23 protein-coding genes are annotated in these 23,507 nt (G+C 67.2%); 6 read left to right on the plus strand and 17 right to left on the minus strand.

All coding sequences use genetic code 11. The features are described from left to right. Nucleotides 1–4: 4 nt before the first annotated feature. Nucleotides 5–685 carry a class I SAM-dependent methyltransferase gene (locus EV580_RS18260; RefSeq protein WP_133692613.1) on the plus strand — a complete coding sequence of 227 codons (681 nt, stop codon included), beginning with the start codon at nt 5–7 and terminating at the stop codon, nt 683–685. On the opposite strand, the gene mmpH is transcribed toward EV580_RS18260, so the two are convergent. The 3 genes from mmpH to manT are packed head-to-tail and all read right to left on the minus strand — an operon-like array spanning nt 675 to nt 3,734. After that, complete coding sequence (gene mmpH, locus EV580_RS18265; RefSeq protein WP_133692614.1) at nt 675–1,751, minus strand: MMP endo-(1,4)-3-O-methyl-alpha-D-mannosidase; 1,077 nt, start codon at nt 1,749–1,751, stop codon at nt 675–677. The two genes, EV580_RS18260 and mmpH, sit on opposite strands and share 11 nt — an antisense overlap. Then, on the minus strand, nt 1,735–2,466 hold the full coding sequence (locus EV580_RS18270; protein WP_133692615.1) for a class I SAM-dependent methyltransferase: 732 nt from the start codon (nt 2,464–2,466) through the stop codon (nt 1,735–1,737). Before EV580_RS18270 ends, mmpH begins: the two co-directional genes overlap by 17 nt. After that, a complete protein-coding gene (manT, locus tag EV580_RS18275) occupies nt 2,460–3,734 on the minus strand; it encodes an MMP alpha-(1->4)-mannosyltransferase (protein WP_133692616.1) in 1,275 nt (424 codons plus the stop codon). Before manT ends, EV580_RS18270 begins: the two co-directional genes overlap by 7 nt. Nucleotides 3,735–3,924: 190 nt before the next feature. Here manT and EV580_RS18280 point away from each other — a divergent pair, with 190 nt between their 5' ends. Continuing rightward, a complete protein-coding gene (locus EV580_RS18280) occupies nt 3,925–4,620 on the plus strand; it encodes an MBL fold metallo-hydrolase (RefSeq protein WP_133692617.1) in 696 nt (231 codons plus the stop codon). 1 nt (nt 4,621) lies between these two features. Here EV580_RS18280 and EV580_RS18285 read toward each other — a convergent pair whose 3' ends face one another. Next, nucleotides 4,622–7,552 (minus strand): aminotransferase, encoded by a 2,931-nt coding sequence (locus EV580_RS18285; RefSeq protein WP_133692618.1) that lies wholly within the window; start codon nt 7,550–7,552, stop codon nt 4,622–4,624. A 56-nt stretch (nt 7,553–7,608) separates the two neighbouring features. Here EV580_RS18285 and EV580_RS18290 point away from each other — a divergent pair, with 56 nt between their 5' ends. The 3 genes from EV580_RS18290 (at nt 7,609) to EV580_RS18300 (ending at nt 9,316) form a co-directional block, all read left to right on the plus strand. Then, nucleotides 7,609–8,166 carry a nicotinamidase gene (locus tag EV580_RS18290; RefSeq protein ID WP_133692619.1) on the plus strand — a complete coding sequence of 186 codons (558 nt, stop codon included), beginning with the start codon at nt 7,609–7,611 and terminating at the stop codon, nt 8,164–8,166. Continuing rightward, a complete protein-coding gene (locus tag EV580_RS18295; protein WP_133692620.1) occupies nt 8,163–8,957 on the plus strand; it encodes a ketosteroid isomerase family protein in 795 nt (264 codons plus the stop codon). Before EV580_RS18290 ends, EV580_RS18295 begins: the two co-directional genes overlap by 4 nt. A gap of 149 nt (nt 8,958–9,106) precedes the next feature. Next, the gene (locus tag EV580_RS18300; RefSeq protein WP_133692621.1) at nt 9,107–9,316 is read left to right on the plus strand and encodes a hypothetical protein; all 210 of its coding nucleotides are present in this window, start codon (nt 9,107–9,109) and stop codon (nt 9,314–9,316) included. Nucleotides 9,317–9,408: 92 nt separating this feature from the next. Here the strand turns inward: EV580_RS18300 and EV580_RS18305 are convergent, their stop codons facing one another. The 4 genes from EV580_RS18305 to EV580_RS18320 form a co-directional block, all read right to left on the minus strand. Next, nucleotides 9,409–10,230, minus strand: coding sequence for a DUF1206 domain-containing protein (locus EV580_RS18305; RefSeq protein ID WP_133692622.1), 822 nt, complete (start codon nt 10,228–10,230; stop codon nt 9,409–9,411). A 68-nt stretch (nt 10,231–10,298) separates the two neighbouring features. Beyond that, nucleotides 10,299–10,667, minus strand: a complete 369-nt coding sequence (locus EV580_RS18310) for a DsrE family protein (protein WP_133692623.1) — start codon at nt 10,665–10,667, stop codon at nt 10,299–10,301. 28 nt (nt 10,668–10,695) lie between these two features. After that, complete coding sequence (locus EV580_RS34655; RefSeq protein ID WP_133692624.1) at nt 10,696–11,952, minus strand: PGRS repeat-containing protein; 1,257 nt, start codon at nt 11,950–11,952, stop codon at nt 10,696–10,698. 8 nt (nt 11,953–11,960) lie between these two features. After that, nucleotides 11,961–12,245, minus strand: coding sequence for a DUF4242 domain-containing protein (locus tag EV580_RS18320; RefSeq protein ID WP_133692625.1), 285 nt, complete (start codon nt 12,243–12,245; stop codon nt 11,961–11,963). Nucleotides 12,246–12,375: 130 nt separating this feature from the next. Between EV580_RS18320 and EV580_RS18325 the strand changes: the two genes are divergently transcribed. Continuing rightward, nucleotides 12,376–14,946 carry an ATP-binding protein gene (locus EV580_RS18325; RefSeq protein WP_133692626.1) on the plus strand — a complete coding sequence of 857 codons (2,571 nt, stop codon included), beginning with the start codon at nt 12,376–12,378 and terminating at the stop codon, nt 14,944–14,946. Here the strand turns inward: EV580_RS18325 and mddA are convergent. The 9 genes from mddA to EV580_RS18370 form a co-directional block, all read right to left on the minus strand. Further along, the gene (gene mddA / locus EV580_RS18330; RefSeq protein WP_133692627.1) at nt 14,909–15,724 is read right to left on the minus strand and encodes a methanethiol S-methyltransferase; all 816 of its coding nucleotides are present in this window, start codon (nt 15,722–15,724) and stop codon (nt 14,909–14,911) included. The genes EV580_RS18325 and mddA overlap by 38 nt on opposite strands. An 88-nt stretch (nt 15,725–15,812) precedes the next feature. After that, nucleotides 15,813–16,181, minus strand: a complete 369-nt coding sequence (locus EV580_RS18335) for a DsrE family protein (protein ID WP_133692628.1) — start codon at nt 16,179–16,181, stop codon at nt 15,813–15,815. 47 nt (nt 16,182–16,228) lie between these two features. Then, nucleotides 16,229–17,806, minus strand: a complete 1,578-nt coding sequence (locus EV580_RS18340; protein WP_286171647.1) for an HD domain-containing phosphohydrolase — start codon at nt 17,804–17,806, stop codon at nt 16,229–16,231. A 17-nt stretch (nt 17,807–17,823) separates the two neighbouring features. Beyond that, on the minus strand, nt 17,824–18,585 hold the full coding sequence (locus EV580_RS18345) for a hypothetical protein (protein ID WP_133692629.1): 762 nt from the start codon (nt 18,583–18,585) through the stop codon (nt 17,824–17,826). 55 nt (nt 18,586–18,640) lie between these two features. After that, on the minus strand, nt 18,641–19,300 hold the full coding sequence (locus EV580_RS18350) for a DedA family protein (protein ID WP_133692630.1): 660 nt from the start codon (nt 19,298–19,300) through the stop codon (nt 18,641–18,643). Between the two features lie 62 nt (nt 19,301–19,362). Next, nucleotides 19,363–20,226 carry an ABC transporter permease gene (locus EV580_RS18355; RefSeq protein WP_133692631.1) on the minus strand — a complete coding sequence of 288 codons (864 nt, stop codon included), beginning with the start codon at nt 20,224–20,226 and terminating at the stop codon, nt 19,363–19,365. Beyond that, complete coding sequence (locus tag EV580_RS18360; RefSeq protein ID WP_133692632.1) at nt 20,223–21,098, minus strand: ABC transporter permease; 876 nt, start codon at nt 21,096–21,098, stop codon at nt 20,223–20,225. The genes EV580_RS18355 and EV580_RS18360 overlap by 4 nt, the downstream gene beginning before the upstream one ends. 3 nt (nt 21,099–21,101) lie before the next feature. Further along, nucleotides 21,102–22,286 (minus strand): polyamine ABC transporter substrate-binding protein, encoded by a 1,185-nt coding sequence (locus EV580_RS18365; protein ID WP_133692633.1) that lies wholly within the window; start codon nt 22,284–22,286, stop codon nt 21,102–21,104. A 68-nt stretch (nt 22,287–22,354) separates the two neighbouring features. Next, the gene (locus EV580_RS18370; RefSeq protein ID WP_133692634.1) at nt 22,355–23,476 is read right to left on the minus strand and encodes an ABC transporter ATP-binding protein; all 1,122 of its coding nucleotides are present in this window, start codon (nt 23,474–23,476) and stop codon (nt 22,355–22,357) included. Nucleotides 23,477–23,507: the final 31 nt, after the last annotated feature.

Genomic DNA, 23,507 nt, shown 5'->3' on the forward strand with positions numbered 1-23,507 from the left:
GAACATGAGCCGCACCGACACTACCCTCGCCGCGCAAACTTCCCGTCTTTTCGAATTGGCCGAGCAGGTCGTGGGCTTCATGCCCGCCGACGAGGGGCGCGCGCTCTACGACGCGGCCATGCGCTACCTGGACGGCGGCGTGGCGGTCGAGATCGGCACGTACTGCGGCAAGTCCACCGTCATGTTCGGCGCCGCCGCTGCGGCGACCGGCACTGTTCTGTACACCGTGGACCATCATCACGGCTCCGAGGAGCACCAGGCGGGCTGGGAATTCCACGACACGACGATGGTGGATCCGGTCAGTGGCCGGTTCGACACGCTGCCCACCTTCCGTCGGACGCTGGATGCGGCGGGCCTCGACGACACGATCGTCGCGGTAGTGGGCAAGTCGCCGGTCGTCGCCCGCGGCTGGCGGACGCCGCTTCAGGTGCTGTTCATCGACGGCGGGCACAGCGAGACGGCTGCGCAGCAGGACCTCGAAGGCTGGGCCAGGTGGGTCGCACCGGGCAGCGCGCTGATCATTCACGACGTGTTCCCCGACCCTAAGGACGGCGGTCGGCCCCCGTACAACATCTATTGCCGCGCACTGGAATCCGGTCATTTCACCGAAGTCGGCTGCACCGGCTCGCTGCGGGTGCTGGAGCGCACCGCCGGAGCGGCGGGCGAGGATCCGTTCAGCGCCTGACGCATTCACAGTCGTAGTCACCCTCGAGGCCGCGCGGCAGGTCGGCGGCACGGAAGATGCCGCTGCCCCCGGTGGTCGCCGACAGCGCGTCGGCGGCCAGGATCACCGCCGCACCGGTCCACGTGGTCCGCTCGACCGGCCAGCGCTTGCCGTCGGCGAAAACCAGCCCGGTCCAGTAAGACCCGTCTTTCTCACGCAGGTGCTGCATCGCCCCGAACTGCGTCATGGCCCGCCGCCGCTTGCCCATCGCGTCCAGCGCCATGACCAGTTCGCAGGTCTCCGCCCCGGTCACCCACGGTCGATCGTCGACGCAGCGGATGCCCAGCCCGTCGACGACGAAATCGTCCCAGCGCTGGGCGATTCGGGCGGTGGCCGCCGGGCCGCGGAGCGCGCCGCCGAGGATCGGGTAGTACCAGTCCATCGAGTGATGCGGCTTCTCGGTGAAGGTATCAGGGTGCTCTGCGATGGCGTGGCCGAGGCGGCCAAGGGCCACCTCCCATTCCGGTTGCGGGTCGTCGAGTCGCTCGGCGAGCGCCACCGCGCAGCGGATGCTGTGGTAGATGCTGGCGCAACCGGTGAGCAGCGCCTCTTCGAGGACACCCGATGGGCCTTGTGCCCAATAGATTTCACCGGTACCGGCCTGTAGGCCGAGGACGAAATCGATACCCGCGCGAACCGTCGGCCACATGTGCTCGGCGAACGTCAGATCGCTCGTCACCAGGAAGTGATGCCAGACTCCGGCGGCGATGTACGCACAGAAGTTGCTGTCGCTGTTGGCATCCTCGATCACACCGCGGCGGTACTGGATCGGCCAGGAGCCGTCGGCCCGTTGCTCACGGCGGCACCATTCGTAGGCCGCGCGGGCGGGTTCGAGCAGTCCCGCCGACGTCAGTGCCATCGCGCACTCGACGTGATCCCACACGTCGGTGTGCCCGGTTTCCGACCATGGGATCTCGCCCGAGGATTCCTGTACGGCAGCAATGGATTCCGCCGTCTGGCGGCACTGCTGCGGTGTGAGGATGCCGGCGACGCCGGGTACACCCTCGAGATCAGATGGCCGCGGCATTCGTGATCGGCTTCTCGAAGTAGAGGGCGACGCTCTTACCCACGAGCGGATTGAGCGCGGCTTCGGCCACCCTGGTCAGCGCGGGCCGCGACATCATGTCCCACACCAACAGCTTGTGATACGCCTTGACCGCCGGGTGTTCCGGCTTCTCCACGCCGACAGCGCATTTGAGCCACCAGAACGGAGAATGCAGCGCGTGCGCGTGATGGGTATGGGTGTAGGTGAGCCCACCGCGAACCAGCTTGTCCTGCAGCTGATCCGCCTTGTAGATGCGGATGTGGCCGCCCTCGTTGGCGTGGTATTCGTCGGACAGCAGCCAACAGATCTTCTCGGGCAGCCAGCGCGGCACCGTGACCGCGAGCTTGCCGCCGGGCTTGAGGACCCGGATCAGTTCGGCGATCGCGGCGTCGTCCTCGGGGACGTGCTCGAGGATTTCCGAGGCGACGACGACGTCGAATTCGCCATCGGGGTAGGGCAGTGCCAGGGCATCGCCGACCACGACCTGCGCCTTGGCCGACGCGGGGGCCTCACCGGCCTCGCCCATCGCCTGCAGCAGGGTGTCGACGTCGGCCAGCCCCTCGGCGTCCATGTCGAAGGCGATGACATCGGCACCGCGGCGGTAGGCCTCGAAGCTGTGTCGCCCGGCGCCGGCACCGACATCGATGAATTTGGTTCCCGGTCCGACAGCGAGGCGGTCGTAATCAACGGTCAGCATGATTCGTCCACTGCCTCGACGGTGCTGGTGATGCGGCGGCCGGTCCGCGCGATGGCCTGCTCGTACACGCGCACCGTCTGCGCGGCCACGGATTCCCAGCTGAACACGTCCAGTGCGCGACGCCGGCCCGCGGTGCCGAGCCACTGCCTGCGGGCGGGGGACTCCAGCTGCCTGCCCAGCGCGGCGATCAGTTCGTTGACGTCGCCCGGTGTCACCAGGTCGGCGCATTCACCGTCAGGGCCCAGCACCTCGGGCAGCGCTCCGGCCCGGCTGGCCACGATCGGCGTGCCGCTGGCCATGGCTTCCACCGCAGGCAGCGAGAAGCCTTCATACAGCGAGGGAATACAGGCGATCTCGGCCGAGGCGAACAGCCCCGCCAACTCTTCGTCGGACAAGCCGCTGGAGGTGTGCACGATATCGCTGATACCCAGTTCGGCGATGAGTTTCTCGGTCGGCCCGTTGGATTCGAGCTTGGCCACCAGCTGCAGCTCCAGATCGTGCTCGACGCGCAGCTTGGCCACCGCGTGCAACAGGTGGCCGATGCCCTTGAGCGGGCGGTCCGCGCTGGAGATCGCGATGATGCGACCCGGCACTCGGGGCAGGTCAGACGGCTTGAACAGGTCGGTGTCCACTCCGAGCGGCACGACGCGCAGCTGCTGGGGGCTGACCCCGAAGTCGTCGGCGATGTCGGTGGCCGACGACGACGAGACCGTCAGTAGATCAGGAATGCTCCTGGCGACCTTCTTCTGCATCTGGGCAAAGCCATACCACCTGTGTACCAACGGCTTTCGCCACCACTTGGCGGCGGCCAGGTCAAGCACCCGGTCCTTGGTGATCGGGTGGTGGACGGTGGCGACAACAGGCAGACCCATATCGGCGATGCGCAGTAGGCCGGTGCCGAGGCACTGGTTGTCGTGCACGACATCGAACTGATCGCGGCGGGCGGCCAGCAGTCGGGCCGCCCGAAGGCTGAAGGTGCGTGGTTCGGGGAAGCCCGACGTCCACATGGTGGCCAGTTCGAGCGCATCGATGCGGTCGCGGATCTCACGGGGGTGTGGCACCCGGAACGGGTCGGGTTCGCGGTAGAGGTCGAGGCTGGGTACCTCGGTCAGCCGAACCCGCGGATCGAGGATTTCGGGGTAGGGCTGGCCGGAGAAAACCTCGACGTCATGGCCCAGTTCGACCAGGCCGCGACTCAAGTGCCGTACGTAGACGCCCTGCCCGCCACAGTGGGTTTTGCTGCGATAGGACAGCAACGCGATCCGCATTTTCACACTCCTGCAACGTCCATGACCGATACGGCCGAACTACGCGCCGGGCTCGCATATGTCATCGTGTTAATAACCGGACACGGTCAGCGAGCTGTCTGGACATGTGTCTGGACTATAATTCGCTTAGCTACATACTGCAACGTAAGTGCCCGCTCCCACCCTATGTCAGGGACTATCTTCTACGGGTATGCACTACAGCTGGGAGACGCTGTCAGACCGCGTGTACCGCTGCCGATTGCCCTTCCTCGACGTCACCGTCGGATTGGTCAGCGGCACCAATCGGACTTTGCTGATCGATTGCGGCACAACCCTTTCCGAGGCCGCACGGATCACCGATGACGTCGGCGAACTCACTGGTGGCACGGTGACCGACGTGGTGATGACACACCACCATTTCGACCACATTCTGGGCTCGGCGGGATTCGGTACGGCCGTCCTATACGCGCCTGCCGCCGTGGCCGAGGCGCTGACCACCCGAATCGGTGAGGTTCGCGCCCATGCGCTGCAGTACGGAGCCGACCCGGAACGCCTGGACCGGGCGATCGCCGGGGTCCGCGCTCCCGACCACATCGTGACCAACATCGACCTGGACCTGGGCGGCCGCAGCGTGCACCTCGAACTGGCGGGGCCGGGACATACCGACCATGACCTGGTCGTTGTCGTCCCAGGTCAGCCCGCGGTGGTGTTCTGCGGCGATCTGATCGAAGAGTCCGGCGACCCGGTGATCGACGCGGGCTCCGATCTACCGGCCTGGCCGCACGCCGTGGACCGGGTCCTGGCCTGGGGCGGGCCCGACGCGATCTACGTCCCCGGGCACGGCGCGGTGGTGGACGCGCGATTCGTGTCCACTCAGCGGGACTGGCTATCGGATAGAGACGGCTGACTCACCAGCCGGTGGACAGCACCCGGTCGAGCATGTCGACGAAGAAGTCGGCCGATTCGCGCGTGATGCACATCGGCGGCTTGACCTTCAGCACGTTCTGCCGATCACCGGTCGGCTGGACGATCACACCCAGTTCGCGCAGCCGCTCGCAGATCGCGGCGGTCTCCTCGACGGCGGGTTCCAGGGTGGCGCGGTCGCGCACCAGCTCCACGCCCATGTACAGCCCGCTGCCGTGCACGGTGCCGATCAGCGGGTGGCGGGTCGACAGGTCGCCGATGCGGGCCTTGAGGTGGTCGCCGACGGTCAGGGCGTTCTGTTGTAGCCCTTCGGACTCCAGCACGTCGAGGACCGTCAGGCCGACCACACACGACACCGGGCTGCCGCCGGCCGAGGAGAAGAAATAACCCTGGGTGCGGTATTTCTCGGCGATCTCCCGAGTGGTGATCACCGCTCCGAGCGGCTGGCCGTTACCCATGGCCTTGGCGACGGTGACGACGTCGGGCACGACGTCCTGCTGTTGGAAGCTCCAGAACGACCGGCCGGTGCGGCCATAGCCGACCTGCACCTCGTCGGCGATGGCCAAGCCGCCGGCCGCTCGCACGGCCGCGTAGACGGCCTTGAGGTAACCGTCGGGCAGTGCCATCCCGCCGGCATTGCCGTAGAACGGCTCGCAGATGAATCCCGCGGGTGGTTTGCCGTGTGCGACAAGGTTTTCGATGATCTCGACGGCTTCAGGGGCGTAGCGGATCGCATCCGGTCCGCGGTGCTCGCCGCGGTAGGAATTGGGCGAGGGCACGGTGTGCACCCAGTCCGGCCGGGTGGCCAACGCGTTGGGATTGTCGGCCACCGACGTCGAGATCGCGTCGGTGGCGTAGGTCCAGCCGTGATAGGCCTCGGCGACCGCGACCACGTCATGGCGCCCGGTCGTCGCCATCGCCAGCCGCAGCGCCAGGTCGACCGCCTCCGAGCCCGAGTTCACCAGGAACACGGTGTCCAGCGGATCGGGGAGCGTGGCGGCCAGCCGCTCGGACAGCGCCACCACCGCCCCATAGTTGAACCGCGAATTGGTGTTGAGTCGCCGCCACTGCCCGGCCACGGCGTCCGCGAGCACCGGGTGGCCGTGGCCGAGTACGGCCACGTTGTTGACCATGTCGAGGTAGCTGCGGGCGTCGTTGTCCAGCATGTGCTCGCGCCAGCCCCGCTCGATGCGCGGCGGGTTGAGGTAATAGTGCTCCTGGACGCTGGCGAAGGAGTCGCCGCGGCGGCGCCACAACGCCTCGCTGTCGTCGGCCGCCAGAGTCGCCGGTGGCAGTCCGAGCAGCACGCTGGGGTCATCGACCAGGCTCAGCCAGCCCGCGGCGTATTCGGCCCGGACGAAGTCGGGAACAGCCACCTCGGGCTGCTTGCGGCACTGAACCCACACGTGGCCGTCCGCGATGCCGAGCGCGGTGCCCGCGGGCACACTCTGGCCCGGTTGGAGCTCATCGCTGACCCGCAGTGCACCCCGCACCCGAAGTGATCCTGCGGTGCCGGTCAGGGTGACGGAATCGTCGCTGACGTCGTCGACGACACCGGGCCACGGTGCGGTGACGGGCATCGGCCCGCTGGGCCACACGTCCACCCCGGTGCCGACGGTGGCCGCGGACGTCGGGCTCAGCGGCACCGACCGGGTCAGGCGCGGCTGGCCGAACGTGCTGACGACGGCCGCGGCGCCCTGGATCAGCGCCTTGGTGACGAGATCGCCTTCGCAGCCGTCGGCCAGCCAGCGGCCGCCGTCCATCGCGTCGGCCTCCGCCGACAGGTCCAGCCGGGCCACCGTGGCGGGGTCCAGCCCACCGATCAACGGGACCTCGACCGGGAGCGGATCGGCGGCGTGCGCGGCGCCCAGTGCGGTGCGAATCTGGGCGGTCATGACGTCGGCGGGCACCTCGACGGCGCGTTCGAAGATCCGCCACTCGTAGGCCAGGGCGCTGGTCGCGTAGTCGTTGTCGACATCGATCGTGGCCTGATGGATGCCGCTGACCACCAGGACGGCCGCGCGCAGCACGACCAGCGGCCACAGCGCGTCGATCTCGGCGGGCCCCAGCGGGCGTACGGCGTGGAACGCGGCGATGGCGGGCAGTGTGGCGACGGGTTCGCCACCCTCGTGCCGCAGCAGCGACGACACCGCGATCGCCAGTTCCCCCACGGTCCAGGATCGCGTCAGGTCACCGAGGTCGATGATGCCGTCGGGCATCCGGCCGGCCTCGGCGGGAGAACACACCACGTTGTCGTCGGTGAGGTCGCCATGGATCACCTGGACAGGCAGATCCTCGGCGAGATCGGCGACCACTCGCCAGGCCGCGGCCGTCGCCGACTCGATGGCGTCGCGACGGGCGGCGTCGGTGACGTGCGTGGCGAGCACCTCGACGGTGCGCTGGGCATGGCGCAGATCCCACTGCAGGACGCGGTCGACGCCGGTGTGTTCGAAACCGGCGAGGGCGCGCGCGGTCCGTCCGGCCAGCGCGCCCAGCGCCGCCGCTCGAGCCGGGGTGACGTACTGTTCGCCGCTCATGGAGCCGCCCGGCAGATGGGCGATGATGCGGGCGTAGAGCGCCGAGCCGTCCTCGCCTCGCAGCTCGGCGATCGGCACCACGCCGGCCGGAGCGATATTGGTCGCCGTGCGGATCCCGGGCTCGGCCTGCGGGATGTAGGCGGCCGCCGCATCCTGAGCCTCGAGCTCGATGAGCGAGAACGCCGGATTGGCGATCTTGAGCACGCCGATCGGATCGCCGTCCGGGCTGCTCAGCAGAAAATTCGCGTCCTGCTGGCTACCCAGAGCGGTCACCTCCGCATCGACCCCGAACTGAGTCGTGGCGATATCGCGGGCCTGCGCCGGGGTGATCGCCGGCACCGGAAGTTCCTCTGCTTGGAAGAAGTCGAACAGTGTCATCTCGCTACGCACTGTACTGCGGGTAGACCCCATCGGATCTGTCGTACGGTGGGCAGATGCGGGCGCTGATCATCGTCGACGTGCAGAATGACTTCTGCGAAGGGGGATCGCTGGCCGTGACGGGTGCGGGTGCGGTGGTCCGGGCGATCAATGCGCTGCTGGCCGGCGACCACGGCTATGACCATGTGGTGGCGACCAAGGACTACCACGTGGACCCGGGGACTCACTTCGCCGACCAACCCGATTTCATCGACACCTGGCCACGGCACTGCGTGGCCGGAACCACCGGTGCCGACTTCCATCCGGAGCTGAACACCACCGCGGTCGAGGCGGTGTTCCACAAGGGTGCCTACACCGCCGCCTACAGCGGTTTCGAAGGCGCCACCGACCACACCTCACTGACCGACTGGCTGCGTGCCCGCGGTGTCGACGAAGTCGACATCGCCGGTATCGCCACCGACTACTGCGTGCGCCAGACCGCGGCCGACGCCGCCCGCGCGGGTTTCACAACGCGTGTCCTGGTGGATCTCACGGCCGGGGTCGCCCCGGGGACGACCGCCGAGGCGCTGGACGAAATGCGTTCCGGCGGAGTCGAACTGGTTCACACCGCATGATGCCGGAACCGCGTTCGGCGCTGGTCGACGCTGTCGACCGCTCCCCATTGATGGCGGCCGAGCACGACCGCGCCGGCTGGGTCGGCCTGTTCACCGCTGACGGCCGGGTGGAAGATCCGGTGGGGTCGCGACCGCATGTCGGGCCCACGCAGATCGGACGGTTCTACGACACGTTCATCGCGCCGCGCCAGATCGTCTTCCACCATGAGGCCGATATCGTCTCGGAGACAACCGTTATCCGCGATGTCGTGCTCGAGGTCGGCATGGGACCCGCGGTGACGATGCGCATCCCCGCGGTGCTGCGCTACGACCTTCGCGATGATTCGGCGCAGTGGCGGATCGAACGGCTGCGCGCGTACTGGGAGCTACCTGCGATGGTCGTGCAATTCGCAGGCAACGGCTTGGCGGCCGGCCCGCAGGCCGTGGAACTTGGCCGTGCGCTCATCCGCAACCAGGGATTGCGTGGCTCACTGGGATTCGCCACCGGCTTTCGCGGTGCCCGCTTCCGGGGCAAGCGCACGGTGCGGGCCTTCCTCGACGCGGTTGCCGCGGGCGACCAGCTGCGAGCCTGGCGGTCGCTGGGGCCGGGTGCGCTGATCACCCGAGGTGAGGGAAACCCCCTGAAATTCGGGGCGTTCAGTGACGAGCTGTCCGGAATGACGTGGACCAAGGTGATCGCCGCCGGTTCGTCGGTGACCGCGTCGCTGCGCGGCCCGCGACCGGGTGTCCTGATCGCCGAACTCGGTAACGCCGGTGGCCAGATCGCCAGGGTGCGCTACTTCGCGGAATAGTCCGTCGCGGCGCTCGTGCGCCGAATCTTTGAATTGTGCGAGGAATCGCGCCTTCTCGACCTGAAATGCTTCCCCTCGGTGGCGTCTGGCCGCACCATTTCGCCAATCACCAATGCGGTGATCATCGAAATGGTAAGGGAGGCAACACAATGAGGAAGATCGGGTTTGCCACAGTGGCCGCGTTCGGCCTGGTTGGCCTTGGCATGTTCGTCAGTGACGGTACCGCCCTTGCCGGCGGGCTGGACGCGTCGCCGCCGGCCATCATCGACGACGACGGCTTCCAGGAGTATCACACGTCGACGTACCCGGAGTCGTCGTCGTGGCCGGGGCAGTCGTCGCATCCCTGCTGTTCGCGATGAGTGCACAAAGTCACTGAAAAACGTTGACAGACAGCATGACTGGCGTGATCACCCGGCTGGGGTTCGAGGGGTAGCCGGGTGATCACGCCCCACTACATCCGCGAAAAGCGGGCGAGGACGAAGCAGTATGCGCCGTAGGCGGCGAATCCGACCGCGGCCGCGATGAGCAGTGCCTTACCGAAGGGTGCCTCGCCCAGGCTCTTGACCGCCGCATCCAGTCCGGCGCCCTTGGACGGGTTGGCGGTCACCGTCGCCACCACCAGGAGGATCCCGGCGCCGCCGAGCACGACACCCTTCGCCGTGTATCCCGCGATACCCAGCGGGGTGATCAGCGGGCCCCCGCCGGCGACCGTCAGATCGTCTTCGAATTTCGTCGACAGCCCCTTGTAGATGTGGTAGCCCCCGATACCGACGATCGCGGCGGCGGCGATCAGGAGAAGTGCTTTGCCCCAGTAGCTTTGGAGCAGTCGGGCGGTGAGCCCGGTGTTCTGCGCGCTGTTCGATTGCCCACCGCCATTGGCGAATTTGACCGCGGCGAGTGCGATGCCCGCGTAGATCATGGCGAGGCCGACGGACTTCGCCCGGTCGAACAGGTCGTAGGCGCCGTCGTGTTCGCGCCCCGGTTCGGTGGGGTGCGAGCCGAGAACGGCCTCGGCGACCCGCCACAGTGCCAGGGCAACCAAACCGGCAGCGGTCAACCACAGAGCGATCTTGCCGCCGGGCTGCGCTGCCAGCGTCGCCAGCGCGCCGGACTGGTCGGCGTCGCCCGAAGAGCCGAAGGGCAGTCGCACGATGATGTAGGCGATCAGGAGATGCAGGATGCCGCTGACGCTGTATCCGGTCCGCGCCGCGATCTCGAACGACCTGTTGCGCGTGGCAGACCGGACGGCACCGTGCACTGCATTGTCGGCCATGGCGATTGACTTACCCCAAGAAGCCCCGTCGGCAAACGCTGGCAGGGCTCTCGGTTCCTAGCGGCGATTCAGTAACTGAAGGTCGTGGCTCCGTCGCCGATCCACTCCCAGAGCTGAACGGTTCCACCGGCCTCGGCGCCGGCGATGAAGGCGGCGGCGTCCAGGTTCCTGGACCGCACGCACAACGGGCAGACCAGGTAACGGCCGCCGGCGCGCTCGTAGCGTTCGATGAGTTCGGCCAGTGGGGGACACCCTTCGCATGCGGTGCCGATACCCACTCCCGGGACGGCAAGGCGCGCGGCCTCTTTCGCGAGGAACATCATCGTCGGGCGGCCCGCCTCGGCGGCGCCGAGTGCGACCAGGAATGCGACCGTGACGCGCTCGGGATCCTCGAGGCCGGTGGTGAGGCTGATCGCTGCTTTGTTGTTGGTGCTCATAGGTTTTCCTCCTGTGTGTTGTTTGCTGCTAACCGTCTTGTCCAGTGCGACCGGTCTTGCCGTTGTCTGTCTTGCCTTGGCCGCCGGCCCCGCCGTTGCCACCCCGGCCACCTGGGCCGCCGTTGCCGCCGTCACCCCCGTTGCCCCCGTAGGCCTTGCCGGTGTTGGTTCCGCCGTTGCCGCCTCTGCCGCCGGTACCTCCAGATGCGCTGAAGCCGCCCGCGCCACCGTCGCCGCCGTCGCCGGCAATACCATTGCCCGAGTTGGAGAGTCCGCCGTTGCCAACCCCGCCGTTGCCACCGGCGCCCGCGAGACCACCCCGGCCACCGTCACCGCCTGAACCGCCGTTGGCTTGACCGGAATTGCTTTGCCCGGAACCGCCGTTTCCCCCGACGCCGCCGCGGTCGATGAGACCGCCTCGTCCGCCGTCGCCTCCGAAGCCACCTGCGCCGAGGCCGAAATCGGCGGTCCCGTTGCCGCCGTTGCCACCGGCTCCTCCAGCACCGACAACAGCGGCGTCGCCGCCATCGCCGCCGTTGCCACCGACGGCCGTTGCCTTGCCACTGGCTGGGCCGCCGAATCCGCCGGCGCCGGGCCGCCCAAACCAAGAGGAGTTCGCTCCCTTACCGCCATCGCCGCCGTACGAGGTGCCGGTGACCGCGGTGGAGGTTCCGCCGGTGCCCCCGTCGCCGGCATCGCCGAATAGACCGGAAGCACCTCCTGCGCCACCCTTACCGCCGTTGGCGGCACCGTTCTCGGAGGAGCCAGCACCCCCGGCGCCTCCTGCGCCGCCGGCGCCCATGAGGCGGCCGCCGTTGCCGCCGTTGCCGCCGGCCCCGCCCGACGCCGGGTCATTGAGGGTCCGGATATCCGATCCGCCGCTGCCGCCCGCGCCACCATGACCGAACAGCCCCGCACTGCCACCGTTACCGCCGGCTTGTCCGGGCCCGCCGGCGCCGCCGCGGCCACCGTTGCCGAAGAGCAGGCCGCCCCGGCCGCCGTCTTGACCGGTGCCGCCGTCGGCACCATTTCCGATCAGCAGGCCGGCGTTTTCGCCGGGTTCGTCGCCGTTGCTGATGAAGAAGCCGACAAGGTCCCGTCCGACACCCACGGCAGATGGCACGGCCGGCTTGGCTTGCCTGTCTGCGGGCTTGTGATGCTTTGCGGCACCGACGATCACAATCGGCGCGGGATCGGTCTCCGCGTGAGCTGTGGCCGCGCAGGCGGCGCCGACAACAGCGAACGAGCCCGCGGTCAGCGCGATGATGAATGCGTTCGTTGCCATGATCGACCTCAGCCCCTCATCAAACGAGTTGTGTAGGGACCGATTTCGCCGGCGATCACCGATACCGTATTCGCCGGGAACCCACTGCGGCGGGCATGCTCACGGACCACGTCTTCGTCATCGGCCTCGTGGATGCAATAGATCTTGTCGGCGGTCACATAGCTGCTGAGCCACCGATAGGGCACGCCGAGAGAGGCCATCGCGTTGTTCGACTGCCTCGAGAGCTCGGCCAGTTCGGCTTCGGTGAGATCGCTCGCCCCGGGGATCTCCCGCTCGATGATGAATCGTTTCATGCGTTCCACGTTCGGCGATCGACCCGCGAGAAACATCGGCACCGGATGCCCATGTTCGTGCGCGGCCCACACCTACCTACACGGCGGCGATACCTACCTGGACAGGACCATCGGCCCGTAGCATGCCCGTGTGGCATTCGCTGAGCGCGAGCACGAGCTGGCAGTCCTTGCCGCCCGCGCGGACGAGGCGAGAAACACCGGCGGCGCTCTGGTGATCGTCTCCGGGGAGTCGGGTGCCGGAAAGACATCGTTCGTCGAGGCGTTCCTCGAGCGGCAGTCGGACGGCGCCCGCGTGCTCTGGGGCGGATGCGACCCGCTCTCGACGCCACGGCCATTGGGCCCGATCCATGATCTGGCCGACGAGCTCGGCGAGGACACCCGACGGGTGCTGACGTGTGCCGAACAGCCGCACGAGATCTTCACTGCCGTTTTCGAAGACCTCAGAACACACCCGTCGGTCTTGGTCATCGACGATTTGCATTGGGCCGACCAGGCAGTCGTCGATCTGCTGCGTTTTGTCCTGCGCCGAATCAGGCGCACCCGTTCACTCGTCATCGGGACGGTGCGCGACGACGAAATCGGATTCGGTCACCCGATGCGGTCACTGCTCGGTGACGTCGCCCGTTCCGGGTCCGCCACCACGCTGCCGCTGCCGCCACTGACCCTGACGGCGGTGACCGAACTCGTCGGCGACACCGATGTCGACCCCGCTCGGCTGCACCGCATTACCGGCGGCAATGCCTTCTTCGTCGGGGAGATGCTCGACCACATCGGTGACGAGCTGCCGATGACGGTGCGTGACGCGATCCTGGCCCGCACCGTGAATCTCGAAGCTGCGGCATGGGATCTGCTGAATCTGCTGACCTGTGCGCCAGGCGTGATCCCCGATTTTCTGCTCACCGACCTCGGCGTCACCGTGCCCGCGCTCCGTGCCCTTGACGAAGCACGGCTGATCCGGCGGACCGATCGGGGAGTGGCCTTCCGTCACGACCTGTGCCGGCTGGCGGTCGCCAGCGTCATCCCGCCGGGCGCCGAGGCCGAGCTGCACCGCCGGATGATTGCCGCATATGACGCTGCCCCCCAACAAGATCCGGCGGTCCTGACCCACCACGCGCTGGGCGCGGGTGATCAGCCGCGCATCCTATCGGCCGCATCCGAGGCTGCGCGAGCGGCGGCGCGAACGGGTGCGCACACCCAAGCGGCAGAGTTCTATCAGATCGCACTGTCCCACGGTGGTGCGCTGGCAGCCGAACACGAGGCGGAGCTGCTCGAGCTCCTGGCCCAGGAGTGTTACTTGATCGATCGGCTGGACGAGGCGAGTACAGCCCGCGGCCGGGCGCTGAGCCTGCGCAGCCGGCTCGGCCAGCCCGCCGCGATCAGCGCCAATCACCACGCCCTGGCCCTCTACGAGTCGTACCGGGCAAACCTGCAGGCGGCCGAACAACATGGCGTGAAAGCGGTTGAGGCGCTGCGGGACTGGTCGGATCCCGTGCTGCTCGGCCACGTCTTGACGACGCAGGCCTATTTCGCCGTCTCCGCAGGCGATCTCGAGCGTGGCGCGATGCTGTTGGCCCAGGCGCGGGCGTGTCTGGATCAGACCGATGATCCGATACTGCGCAGTCGAATGGAGATCGTCGAGGGTTACCGTGGTGGGCTGCTGGGTGAGGCCGGCGCGCGTGACGTAGTGGTATCGGCCATCACGGCCGCGACCGACCATGTGGCCGACGACGTCTATGCCTACGGCTGCTCGATATTGGCGTTGATCGATATCGAGCAGCGGCACCACGACCAGACGGCCGAACTCCTGGACGTCAGCGTCCCGCTATGTCTCGAGCGCGATGTTCCGTTCGGTCGGTCGTGGTTGTTCGCGACGCGTGCGAGAATCGCTCTGCTGCTGGGGGATTGGGATGACGCCGGTGCGGACGCGGAGACTGTCCTTGCCGGTGTGAACTGGCCGCTGGTGAGCACGTGGCCATGGATCGTCCAGGCGCTGATCTCGCTTCGTCGCGACGGGATCGCGGTGCCGGGTCTCGATGACGCGTGGCGCGTCTTCAGTGGGTTCGGTGAGCACTTCCGGCTGTTTCCCGCGGCGGCTGTCGCCGAACAGATGTGGCTGACCGGCAATCCCGACGACCGGATCGACGCCTGCCGGGCACTGCTCGACACGTGTGCTGTTGACGGCATCGACATGGCGATCGGTGATCTGGCGGTCTGGTTGCGCCGACTCGATCCCGAGATCGAGACCGAGCGGGCCATCGGGCCCCACCGGCTGTTGCTCGACGGACAGTTCGAGGCGGCGGCCGATGAGTTCCAGAGGCTTTCGATGCCGTACGAGGCGGCGCTGGCGCTCATCGACTCGGGTGACGCGGAGCTGACCCGTCGCGGTCTGGGCGTCCTTGACCGGCTGGGAGCGGCGGCGGTGGCCGCGAAGGTGCGGCGCGGCCTGCGGTTGGGTGGTGCGAGCGTGGTGCCGGCCCGGGCTCGGTCGGCAACGCTCAGCAACGCCGCGGGCCTGACCGCCCGGCAAATCGAGGTCCTCGGCCTCATCGATCAGGGCCTGACGAATGCCGAACTGGCCGACAGGCTTTACCTGTCGGTCAGAACGGTGGACCACCACGTGGCGGCGATACTCGGCAAGCTCGGTGTGGCCGGGCGGCGCGAGGCTATCCGGAAGGGCCGCGAACTGGGCATCCTGTCGTGATGTGGGACGAGCGACGCGGCCGCAAGCCGGGAACCAGCATCGGCACGCTGTTGCGGTAGAGCCGGTAATCCTCGCCCAGCGCCGCGAGCAGGTCGCGCTCCTCGAGTTGCAGGGCGATCAGGATGTAGCCGGTCGTGCCGAGCGCGAACAGAAGATGACCGGCGGTCATGTCGGGCGTCGCCCAGAACGCGACGAGAAAGCCCAGCATCAGCGGGTGGCGCACCAGCCGGTACAGCAGGTTCGCCCGGAACCCGGTTTCCCGGTCCGGCGAACCCCGCCAGACCGCGAATACCTGCCGCAGTCCGAACAATTCAAAATGGTTGATCATGAAGGTGGCCGCCAGGACGGTAGCCCAGCCCGCCGCGAACAGCGTCCACAGCAGCACGCGGACAGCCGGCTGGTCGACCTGCCAGACGACCGCAGGCATCGTGTGCCACTGCCAATACATCAGCAGCAGAACAAGACTGGCGAGAAGCACGTAGGTACTGCGTTCGATCACCGGTGGGATGATGCGGGTCCACCATCGTTTGAACGCGGGCCTGGCCATCACACTGTGCTGGACGGCGAACAGCCCGAGAAGCACCGTGTTGATGGCAAGCGCCACGCCGAACGGGGCGCCGTCGATACCGTGATCGACGGTGCGCGGCACCACGATGTCACCGACGAAACCGATGGCGTAGCAGAAGGACACGAGAAAGACGACGTAGCTCGCAATGCCATAGCCCACGGCCAGGATGCGACGGGTCCGCGTGGATGCGGAGAGCGGGATGTTTGTCATGGTCAAGATGCTCCTCGCGAAGCCCGCACTGATCATGGGGCATTCGCCTCAACAACGGGTCAGCCCAGCGGGTGGTTCAACCCGAAGCTCAGTAACTGAACGTTGTCGCCCCGTCGCCGATCCATTCCCACAGCTGAACCGTGCCGCCGACCTCGGCGCCGGCGATGAAGTCGGCGGCATTCAGATTCTTGGCCTGCACGCACACGGAGCAGACCAGGTAGCGTCCGCCGGCCTGCTGGTAGCGCTCGATGAGCTGGGCCAGGGGCGGGCACCCCTCACACGCGGTGGCCACGCCCACGCCGGGTACGGCCAGGCGCACAGCCTCTTTCGTCAAGAACATCATCGTCGGACGGCCGGATTCGGCGGCGCCGACAGCTACCAGAAATGCCACCGTGACGCGCTCGGGATCCTCCAGGCCGGTGGTCAGACTGATCGCTGCTTTGTTGTCGCTATTCATGACGTGATCCTCACTCCCAGCCCCATGGCGGTCATGGGGCAAACGCCTCAGCCCAGCGGTCCGTTCAATCCGTGCCGCAGCGCGTACATACTCGCTCCGATGCGGTTGGTCACGCCGATCTTGGCGTAGGTCCGTTCGACGTGATTGCGTGCGGTCTTCTCGCTGATCACCAGCGAGGTGGCGATTTCCTTGTTCGAGGCGCCGCGCGCCACCAGGCACAGCACCTCGATCTCGCGGGGCGTCAGTCCGTCGGGCCGGGTGGATGGCCGGCGAGTCTGGTGACCGGCCGCGCGCAGGACGGCTTCGGCGGCGACCTCGTCCAACTCGCCGCCGCGTGCCCGTTCCCGCAGCCGGTGGGCGGCCGCCGCCGGTTCCAGTGGTGCGCGGTAAGGCCTTGGCTCAACGGCTGATTGGTAGGCGACCGCGGCAGCGAGCACCCGGTCGGGCATGCCGAGCGCGGCGCCGGGCAGGCTGCGGGGATAGCCCGTGCCATTGACGCACTCATGGTGATTGCCGGCGATCTGGGCGACCTCTTCAAGGCCGCTGATCCGACTCAGGATGCGGGTCGTGAGGTACGGGTGCAGACGCATCCGCTCGAACTCGGCCGCCGACAATGTCGACGGCTTGGACCACACCTGATTGGAGACACCGATGCGGCCGAGGTCGTGGACGTGACCGGCTCGCCGAACCAGGGTGACCGTTTCGGGGCCCAAACCGGCGAGCTCGGCGGCGTCGCCGGCCAGCTGGGCGACCGCACGCGAATGACCAAGTGTGAAGGGACATTTCAGATCTACAAAATCGCCAAGTGCCTCCAGCAACTCGTCGAGCGACTGCTGCTGCAGCGGCTGGTGGTGATCGGGGGCGCAGGCCAGCGCTGCTTCCCAGACCTCGCCGGCCTGCGGGCCGGCCAGTATCGCCTCGGCATCGGCGGTGAAGATCTCGACCACCGCCGGGTCGAAGTGATGACCGCTGCGTTCGGTGACCATCTCCACGGCGGCGCTCACACCACCGCTGCGGTGGTGCACCTCGGCCATATCGGCGAGCTGGGCCACCCGCATCTCGATCGGAATGTCCTCGCCGCGAACCCCGCCGGGCATTCCGCGCCCGTCGTAGCGTTCGAAGCTGAAGCCCACCGCATTCTGAACTCCTGAGCCCAGACCCATGCGGTCGGCGAGCAGGGCCGCCGACGTGCAATGCGAGTGGATCAGCTGGGACATGTTGCCGCGGGCGTTGATGAACAGGGTTGCCATCGAGGTCAACCGCTGTGCGACGGGTTCACCCCTGCCGATATTGGCGGCCAGGAAGCGGAAGTACGGCAACCCCGCCCAGTCGACGTGATAGGAGTCGCGGCGCACCGAGATGTCGTCGCCGAACCACTGCGCGAATTCGTGCGAATCCGCGTGACAGCCGATCCACATCACCAAGGTCGCGTAGTACACGCAATCGCGTTGCTCGCGGTCCAGCCCCAGCCGGTCGGCGATGCGCGTTCCGATCAGGGCGGAGCGCAACATGTGCTCGGCGGGCTGGCCGAGGCCGAGGTCGATCGCCACCGAAAGCGCAGCCAGCAGTTCGGCGCGGCTCGGTGTGCGGGGCTGCGGACCGCCGGGGGCCCTCGGCGCTGCCACGTGCTCGATTGTGCTCCCTAACACGCGGTACGGGGTTCAGTTGACGCGGTGTGCCGGGCCGAGATGTGACACTGCGGATCGAAGCCGTCGAACCGTGCCGTACCGATCACACAAAGACCCCGCTGTGGCAGGCGGAAGTCGCCCAATCGCTCCTGAGCGGGCAGCGGGGCGACCGCCCCGAGATCCGCGCCGTGCAGGACGGCCCGCGAGTCGCCGACCGCCCAGATCTGGCGTGGCGCGACGCGGAAACCCTGACCGTTGGGCACGATGCCGGACAGCCGCATCGCCCCGGTGCCCAGCAGCGGCCCTGCCACCCGGCCCATCGCGGCCAGTACCGGCCTGCTCGCCCAGGCCCATTCGGGCAGCGCGTGCCCGAGACGGCTCACCGCGCGGGTGGTCGGCGTGCTCGTCATGCCGACGGTCCACCGCAGCAGGCCGGGGATGCCGATAATCAGCGACCAGGGATCGGTCCAGGCCATGGAGATCGTGCATTCCACCGCGGGAACCGTTGTCGCCGAACTGAAATAGCGCGCGCAGCTCTGCTCGGCGGGCGTCGTGGCGTAGAACGTCCACCGGCCGTCGGGGTCGCGGTGCCACACCGAGCGGTAGGCGGGGGAGAACGAGGACGCGGGGAAGTAGCGGTAGGCCAGATAGTGCCCGCTGTCGAACGGCAGGCCCATGATGCCGAAACCGTGCACTCGGTCGTCGGTGCCGGCCGGCAGTGTGCGCTGGGCGGTGACGGCACGCACTGCGTGTTGGGGTGTGCTGATCGTTGTCATGGGCCCAATGCTGGCGTGGTGCACCGGGTCCGGTCATGGGGCAGTTGCCCCACTTTCAGTTCTGCGGTTTGCGCAGGGTCTCCCAGTCGTGCTCGGCCTCGAGCTGGTCGATCAGGCGACGGGTGCGCTCCTTGAGCAGCATCGTCATCCCGACGCCGATGAGGATCGCGACGATCAGCGCGACCCAGGAGAACCGCGACAGCCATTTTTCGGCGGCGATGCCGAGGTAGTAGACCACCGCGGTGGTGCCGCCGGCCCAGCACACGGCGCCGGTGGCGTTGGCGGCCAGGAACTGTGGATAACGCATGTGCAGCGCACCGGCCAGTGGGCCGGCCAGGATGCGCAGCAGTGCGATGAAGCGCCCGAAGAACACCGCCCACACACCCCACCGGGCGAACAACTGCTTGGCCAGTGCCACGTGGCCCGGGCCGAAGTGTTTCGGGAAGCGTTTACCGAGTCGCTCGAACAGACCCATGCCGAACTTGCGGCCGATCGTGTAACCGATCGTGTCGCCGATGATCGCCCCGATGGTCGCTGATGCGCCTACCCACACCGGGTCGATGTCGAGGGTGTGCCGGGAGGCCAGCAGCGCCGCACTCACCAACGCGATCTCACCCGGCAGCGGGATGCCCAGGCTCTCGATGCCGATGATCAGTCCGACCACCAGGTACACCGCCAGCGGCGGGATGGATTCCAGCAGCGAGTCGACCGTCACCTGCCAAGAATGCCGTATGGACCGCGGTCAGCGGCAGTTACGCCGGTGTTCGCGTGTCGAACTCAGCTGTCGCGCTTGCGCCGGTAGAGCGTCCCGACGCCCAGCAGGATCAGGCTGATCACCAGGATCGCGGTGGCCAGCACATTGATCTGGGGCGGCACAGCGGCTTTCACCGCCGCGTTCACGTACAGCGGGTAGGTCACGGTCGAGCCGCTGACGAAGTACGTGATGATGAAGTCGTCGAGGGACAGCGCGAACGACAGCATGGCGGCGGCGACGATGCCCGGCACGATCAGCGGCAGAGTCACCTTGAAGAACGTCCGGGTGGGGCCGGCGCCCAAATCCAGCGAGGCGTCTTCGAGTGTCCAGTCGAAGCCGCGGATGCGGGCACGCACGGTCATCGCGATGAAGCTGATCTCGAAAGCCACGTGTGCGATCACGATGGTGGTGTATCCGGTGGCCCAGCCCAGGTCGAGAAACAGGGTCAGCAGCGAGGCGCCCATCACGACCTCGGGTGAGGTCAGCGGCAGCACCAGGAAGGTGTCGACCGTCTTGCTGCCGCGAAATCGTTGCCGCACAAGGGCAATCGCGACCAGGGTGCCGAGAATTCCGGCGATCACGGTCGACACCGCTGCGACGTTCAGGCTCAGTTTCAATGCCTCGGTCAGGGCCGGGTATTTGAACGGGTTGGCCCAGTTGTCGAACGTGAAACCCTGCCAGGTGTAGTTGAACTTTCCGGCCGGCTTGTTGAACGAGAAGACGACGATCACCAGGATCGGCAGGAACAGATAGGCCAACACCAGGCCTGCGATGACGCGCAGTGCTATGTCGCCGAGCTTGAAGGTGCCCCGAATGTTGCGGCCCGGCTTGGCCAGCCCGCCGTGGTCGATGGTCTGCGCGATCGCCGCGCCGGCCTCGGTTGTCATACGAGATCCTCGGTACCGAGTGCCTTGGTGTAGAGCAGCACGCCGACCAGGATCAGCGCCATCAGCACGAAGCTCAGCGCAGCGGCCACCGGATAATCCTTGACCACCAGGAACTGCTTCTGAATGACGTTGCCGATCATCCTGGTCTGAGTACTGCCCAGATAGTCGGCGTTGATGAAGTCACCGACCGACGGAATGAAGACCAGCATGCTGCCGGCCAGCACACCCGGCATGGCCAGCGGCATGATCACCTTGCCGAACATCCTGCGGTTGGTGGCGTACAGATCGCGGGAGGCCTCCAGCAGGCGGGCGTCGATCTTCTCGAGGCTGACGTACAGCGGCAGGATCATGAAGATGATCCAGTTGTAGGTCAGGCCGCCGACGACCGCCCAGCCGGTCGACAACAGGCGCCCTTCGGACGGCAGCAGACCGACCGTACCCAGCGCGTGGACCACCCAGCCGTCGTCGGCCAGGATCGTCTTCCACGCCAGCGTGCGGATCAGGAACGTCACGAAGAACGGCAGGATCACCAGACCCAGCAACAGGTTCTTGAAGCGGCCCGCCTTGAACGCGATCACGTAGGCCAGCGGGAAAGCCAGCAGCACGCACAGCACGGTCGCGGCCAGCGCGTACCCGAACGAGCGCAGGATCTGGTCCTGGTATTCGGTCAGTGCCTCACCGTAGTTGCCGAAATCCCACGCAAACGTGAGCGTCGGCAGATAGATCGAGCCGCCCATCTCCGACAGCGACGTCCGCAACAGTGACACGAACGGCACCACGTAGAAGACCCCGAGGTACGCGAGCGCGGGCAGGATCATCAGGTAGGGAGCGATCTTGCTCCGCTGCCGGTTGCTACTGGCTACTCCCGCCATGCGTCAGCCGCCGGTGACTTCGGCGTACGCCTTGTTGAACTCGTCGGTCTGCTCGTCGGTGAGCGCGGCCCAGGTCTTCAACTTGTCCAGCGTGGCCTTCGGCGGGTTGATCAGCGGGTTGGTCGCCAGGCCCGGATCGATCTTATTGAGCTCGTCGGTCATGTCCGAGAGCACCGGCACGTACTGGGTATGCGCGATCAGCTTGGCGTAGTTCGCCCGATCGTAGACGTAGTTGATCCACGCTTCGGCGGCCTTCTGGTTCTGCGTGGTGTAGGGGATCACCATCGTGTCGACGAACGTCGTGCCACCCGTCTCGGGCACCACGAACTTGAGGTCCGGGTTGTCCTTCTGCAGCTGCACCACGTCACCCGAATAAGCCTGGGCGATAACGACATTGCCGGACGCCAGGTCGTCGGCGTAGTCGTTGCCGGTGAACCGGCGGATCTGACCGGCATCCTTCTGCTGCTTGATCAGGCCGACGGCCTTGTTCACGCCGTCGCTGGTCGGGTCCTCCACCGAGCTGCCCTGCGACAGCATGATCATGCCGAGGCCGTCCTGCGTGTCGGCGAGCAGGCTGATCTTGCCCTTGAACGCCGGATCCCAGAGGTCGTCGATCTTGGTGATGTCGCGACCGGTCGCCGCCCGGTTGTAGGCCAGCGCGGTCATGCCGGACATGTACGGCGCACTGAACTTGCGGCCCGGGTCGGCCTTGGCGTTGAGGAGGTCTTCGCGCATGTTCTTCTTGTTGGTCCAACGGCTTTCGCTGATCCCGTTGAGCCAGCCGAGTCCGTTGAGCCGGGCGGCCATGAACTGGGTGGGCACCACCAGATCGGCGCCGATGTCCTGCTTGCGCGACAGCGGCTCCTTGTTCTTGGCGAACCACTCCTCGTTGTCGTTGTAGTCCTCTTTGTAGTCGACGGTGATCCCGGTTGCGGTCTGGAAGGCCGCGACGAAACCGTCGGCCATGTACAGCGGCCAGTTCGAGATGCGCAGTTTTCCGGTGGCGGGGGAGCCGTCGTCCGACGGGGTGGCGGGTCCGCTCGAGCTGCTCTTGTTATCGGACTTGCCACACGCGGCGAGGAAGGACGGTCCCAGCACCAGCGCGGCTGCGGCGGCGGCACCGCCGCCGATGAAGCGGCGCCGGGAGGACAGCGAAGCGAGGATCCGGGGGTCGATCTCTGTGGCCATGTGCCGTAGTGCCTTTCGTTTGGGGGAAGTTGGGTCGATGAACGGGCGTGGCGCGGAGTCGGTCCGGTTTACGAGTCGTCGAGCATCTCTTCGAGGTCTTCGGTGGTCGGGATGTCGGCCGCGGGCAACACCAGCGACGCGTCGGGGGACCAGGCCACGAACACATCGTCGCCGGGGCGCAGCAGGGGCAGGTTCTGCTCGGGCCCGACATGGGCCAGGATCGGGGAGTCGTCGGCGGCGGCCATCGACAACCGCAGCACCGGCCCCTGGAAGGTCAGGTCGACCACCTTGGCGGCGACGGTTGCGACGTCCCCGGTGGGCTGTTCCATCGACACCCGAACCCGCTCGGGGCGGACCATCAACGTGGCCTGGCCGCCGGGCTCGATGGTGGTGTCGCCGGGCTTGGCCTTGAGCGTCGTGCCGAGGACGTCGACCTCGACGTAATCGCGGTTGGTGCGGCCGGTCTGGCGGCCGTGCCACAGGTTGGCCTGGCCGATGAAGCCGGCCACGAACACCGTTGCCGGGCGGTCGTAGATATCGGTCGGGGTGCCGATCTGCTCGACGTTGCCCTGGTTCATGACCGCGATCCGGTCGCTCATCGTGAGCGCTTCCTCCTGGTCGTGCGTCACGTAGACGAACGTGATGCCGACCTCACGCTGAATGCGTTTGAGCTCGAACTGCATAACGTGACGCAGCTTGAGGTCCAAGGCGCCGAGTGGCTCGTCGAGCAGCAGGGCGCTGGGGTAGTTGACCAGCGCCCGGGCCAGGGCGACGCGCTGCTGCTGACCGCCGGAGAGCTGGGCGGGCTTGCGCTGGGCGAAGTCGGTGAGCCGGACAACCTCGAGCATCTCGTCGACGCTCTTCTTGACCGTCGCCTTGTCCTTCTTCTGGCTGCGCGGTCCGTAGGCGACGTTGTCCCACACGGTCATATGCGGGAACAGGGCGTAGTGCTGGAAGACGGTGTTGACGTTGCGTTTGTGCGGAGGGACCCGTGACACGTCGACGCCCTCGAGCCGGATCGCACCTTCGGTGGGCTGCTCGAAGCCGGCAATCATGCGCAGGGTGGTGGTCTTCCCGCAGCCGGACGGGCCGAGCATGGAGAAGAACTCGCCGGCGCCGATGGAGAAGTCGGCGTCGGTGACGGCGACGTAGTCCTCGAACCGCTTGACGACGTGGTCGATCTCGATCACGGGCGCGCCGGTGGTGCGCTTGGATCCGGGT

This window comes from Mycobacterium sp. BK086 (assembly GCA_004362315.1).
Lineage (GTDB): Bacteria > Actinomycetota > Actinomycetes > Mycobacteriales > Mycobacteriaceae > Mycobacterium.

What these genes read in the sequence shown, in the direction of transcription:
- manT (WP_133692616.1), bottom strand. Translation starts at nt 3,734, where the DNA reads ATGCGGATCGCGTTGCTGTCCTATCGCAGCAAAACCCACTGTGGCGGG.
- EV580_RS18310 (WP_133692623.1), bottom strand. Translation starts at nt 10,667, where the DNA reads ATGAGCACCAACAACAAAGCAGCGATCAGCCTCACCACCGGCCTCGAG.
- EV580_RS18280 (WP_133692617.1), top strand. Translation starts at nt 3,925, where the DNA reads ATGCACTACAGCTGGGAGACGCTGTCAGACCGCGTGTACCGCTGCCGA.
- EV580_RS18300 (WP_133692621.1), top strand. Translation starts at nt 9,107, where the DNA reads ATGAGGAAGATCGGGTTTGCCACAGTGGCCGCGTTCGGCCTGGTTGGC.
- EV580_RS18320 (WP_133692625.1), bottom strand. Translation starts at nt 12,245, where the DNA reads ATGAAACGATTCATCATCGAGCGGGAGATCCCCGGGGCGAGCGATCTC.
- EV580_RS18335 (WP_133692628.1), bottom strand. Translation starts at nt 16,181, where the DNA reads ATGAATAGCGACAACAAAGCAGCGATCAGTCTGACCACCGGCCTGGAG.
- EV580_RS18260 (WP_133692613.1), top strand. Translation starts at nt 5, where the DNA reads ATGAGCCGCACCGACACTACCCTCGCCGCGCAAACTTCCCGTCTTTTC.
- EV580_RS18345 (WP_133692629.1), bottom strand. Translation starts at nt 18,585, where the DNA reads ATGACAACGATCAGCACACCCCAACACGCAGTGCGTGCCGTCACCGCC.
- EV580_RS18270 (WP_133692615.1), bottom strand. Translation starts at nt 2,466, where the DNA reads ATGCTGACCGTTGATTACGACCGCCTCGCTGTCGGACCGGGAACCAAA.
- EV580_RS18290 (WP_133692619.1), top strand. Translation starts at nt 7,609, where the DNA reads ATGCGGGCGCTGATCATCGTCGACGTGCAGAATGACTTCTGCGAAGGG.
- EV580_RS34655 (WP_133692624.1), bottom strand. Translation starts at nt 11,952, where the DNA reads ATGGCAACGAACGCATTCATCATCGCGCTGACCGCGGGCTCGTTCGCT.
- EV580_RS18365 (WP_133692633.1), bottom strand. Translation starts at nt 22,286, where the DNA reads ATGGCCACAGAGATCGACCCCCGGATCCTCGCTTCGCTGTCCTCCCGG.
- mmpH (WP_133692614.1), bottom strand. Translation starts at nt 1,751, where the DNA reads ATGCCGCGGCCATCTGATCTCGAGGGTGTACCCGGCGTCGCCGGCATC.
- EV580_RS18355 (WP_133692631.1), bottom strand. Translation starts at nt 20,226, where the DNA reads ATGACAACCGAGGCCGGCGCGGCGATCGCGCAGACCATCGACCACGGC.
- EV580_RS18305 (WP_133692622.1), bottom strand. Translation starts at nt 10,230, where the DNA reads ATGGCCGACAATGCAGTGCACGGTGCCGTCCGGTCTGCCACGCGCAAC.
- EV580_RS18295 (WP_133692620.1), top strand. Translation starts at nt 8,163, where the DNA reads ATGATGCCGGAACCGCGTTCGGCGCTGGTCGACGCTGTCGACCGCTCC.
- EV580_RS18360 (WP_133692632.1), bottom strand. Translation starts at nt 21,098, where the DNA reads ATGGCGGGAGTAGCCAGTAGCAACCGGCAGCGGAGCAAGATCGCTCCC.
- mddA (WP_133692627.1), bottom strand. Translation starts at nt 15,724, where the DNA reads ATGACAAACATCCCGCTCTCCGCATCCACGCGGACCCGTCGCATCCTG.
- EV580_RS18285 (WP_133692618.1), bottom strand. Translation starts at nt 7,552, where the DNA reads ATGACACTGTTCGACTTCTTCCAAGCAGAGGAACTTCCGGTGCCGGCG.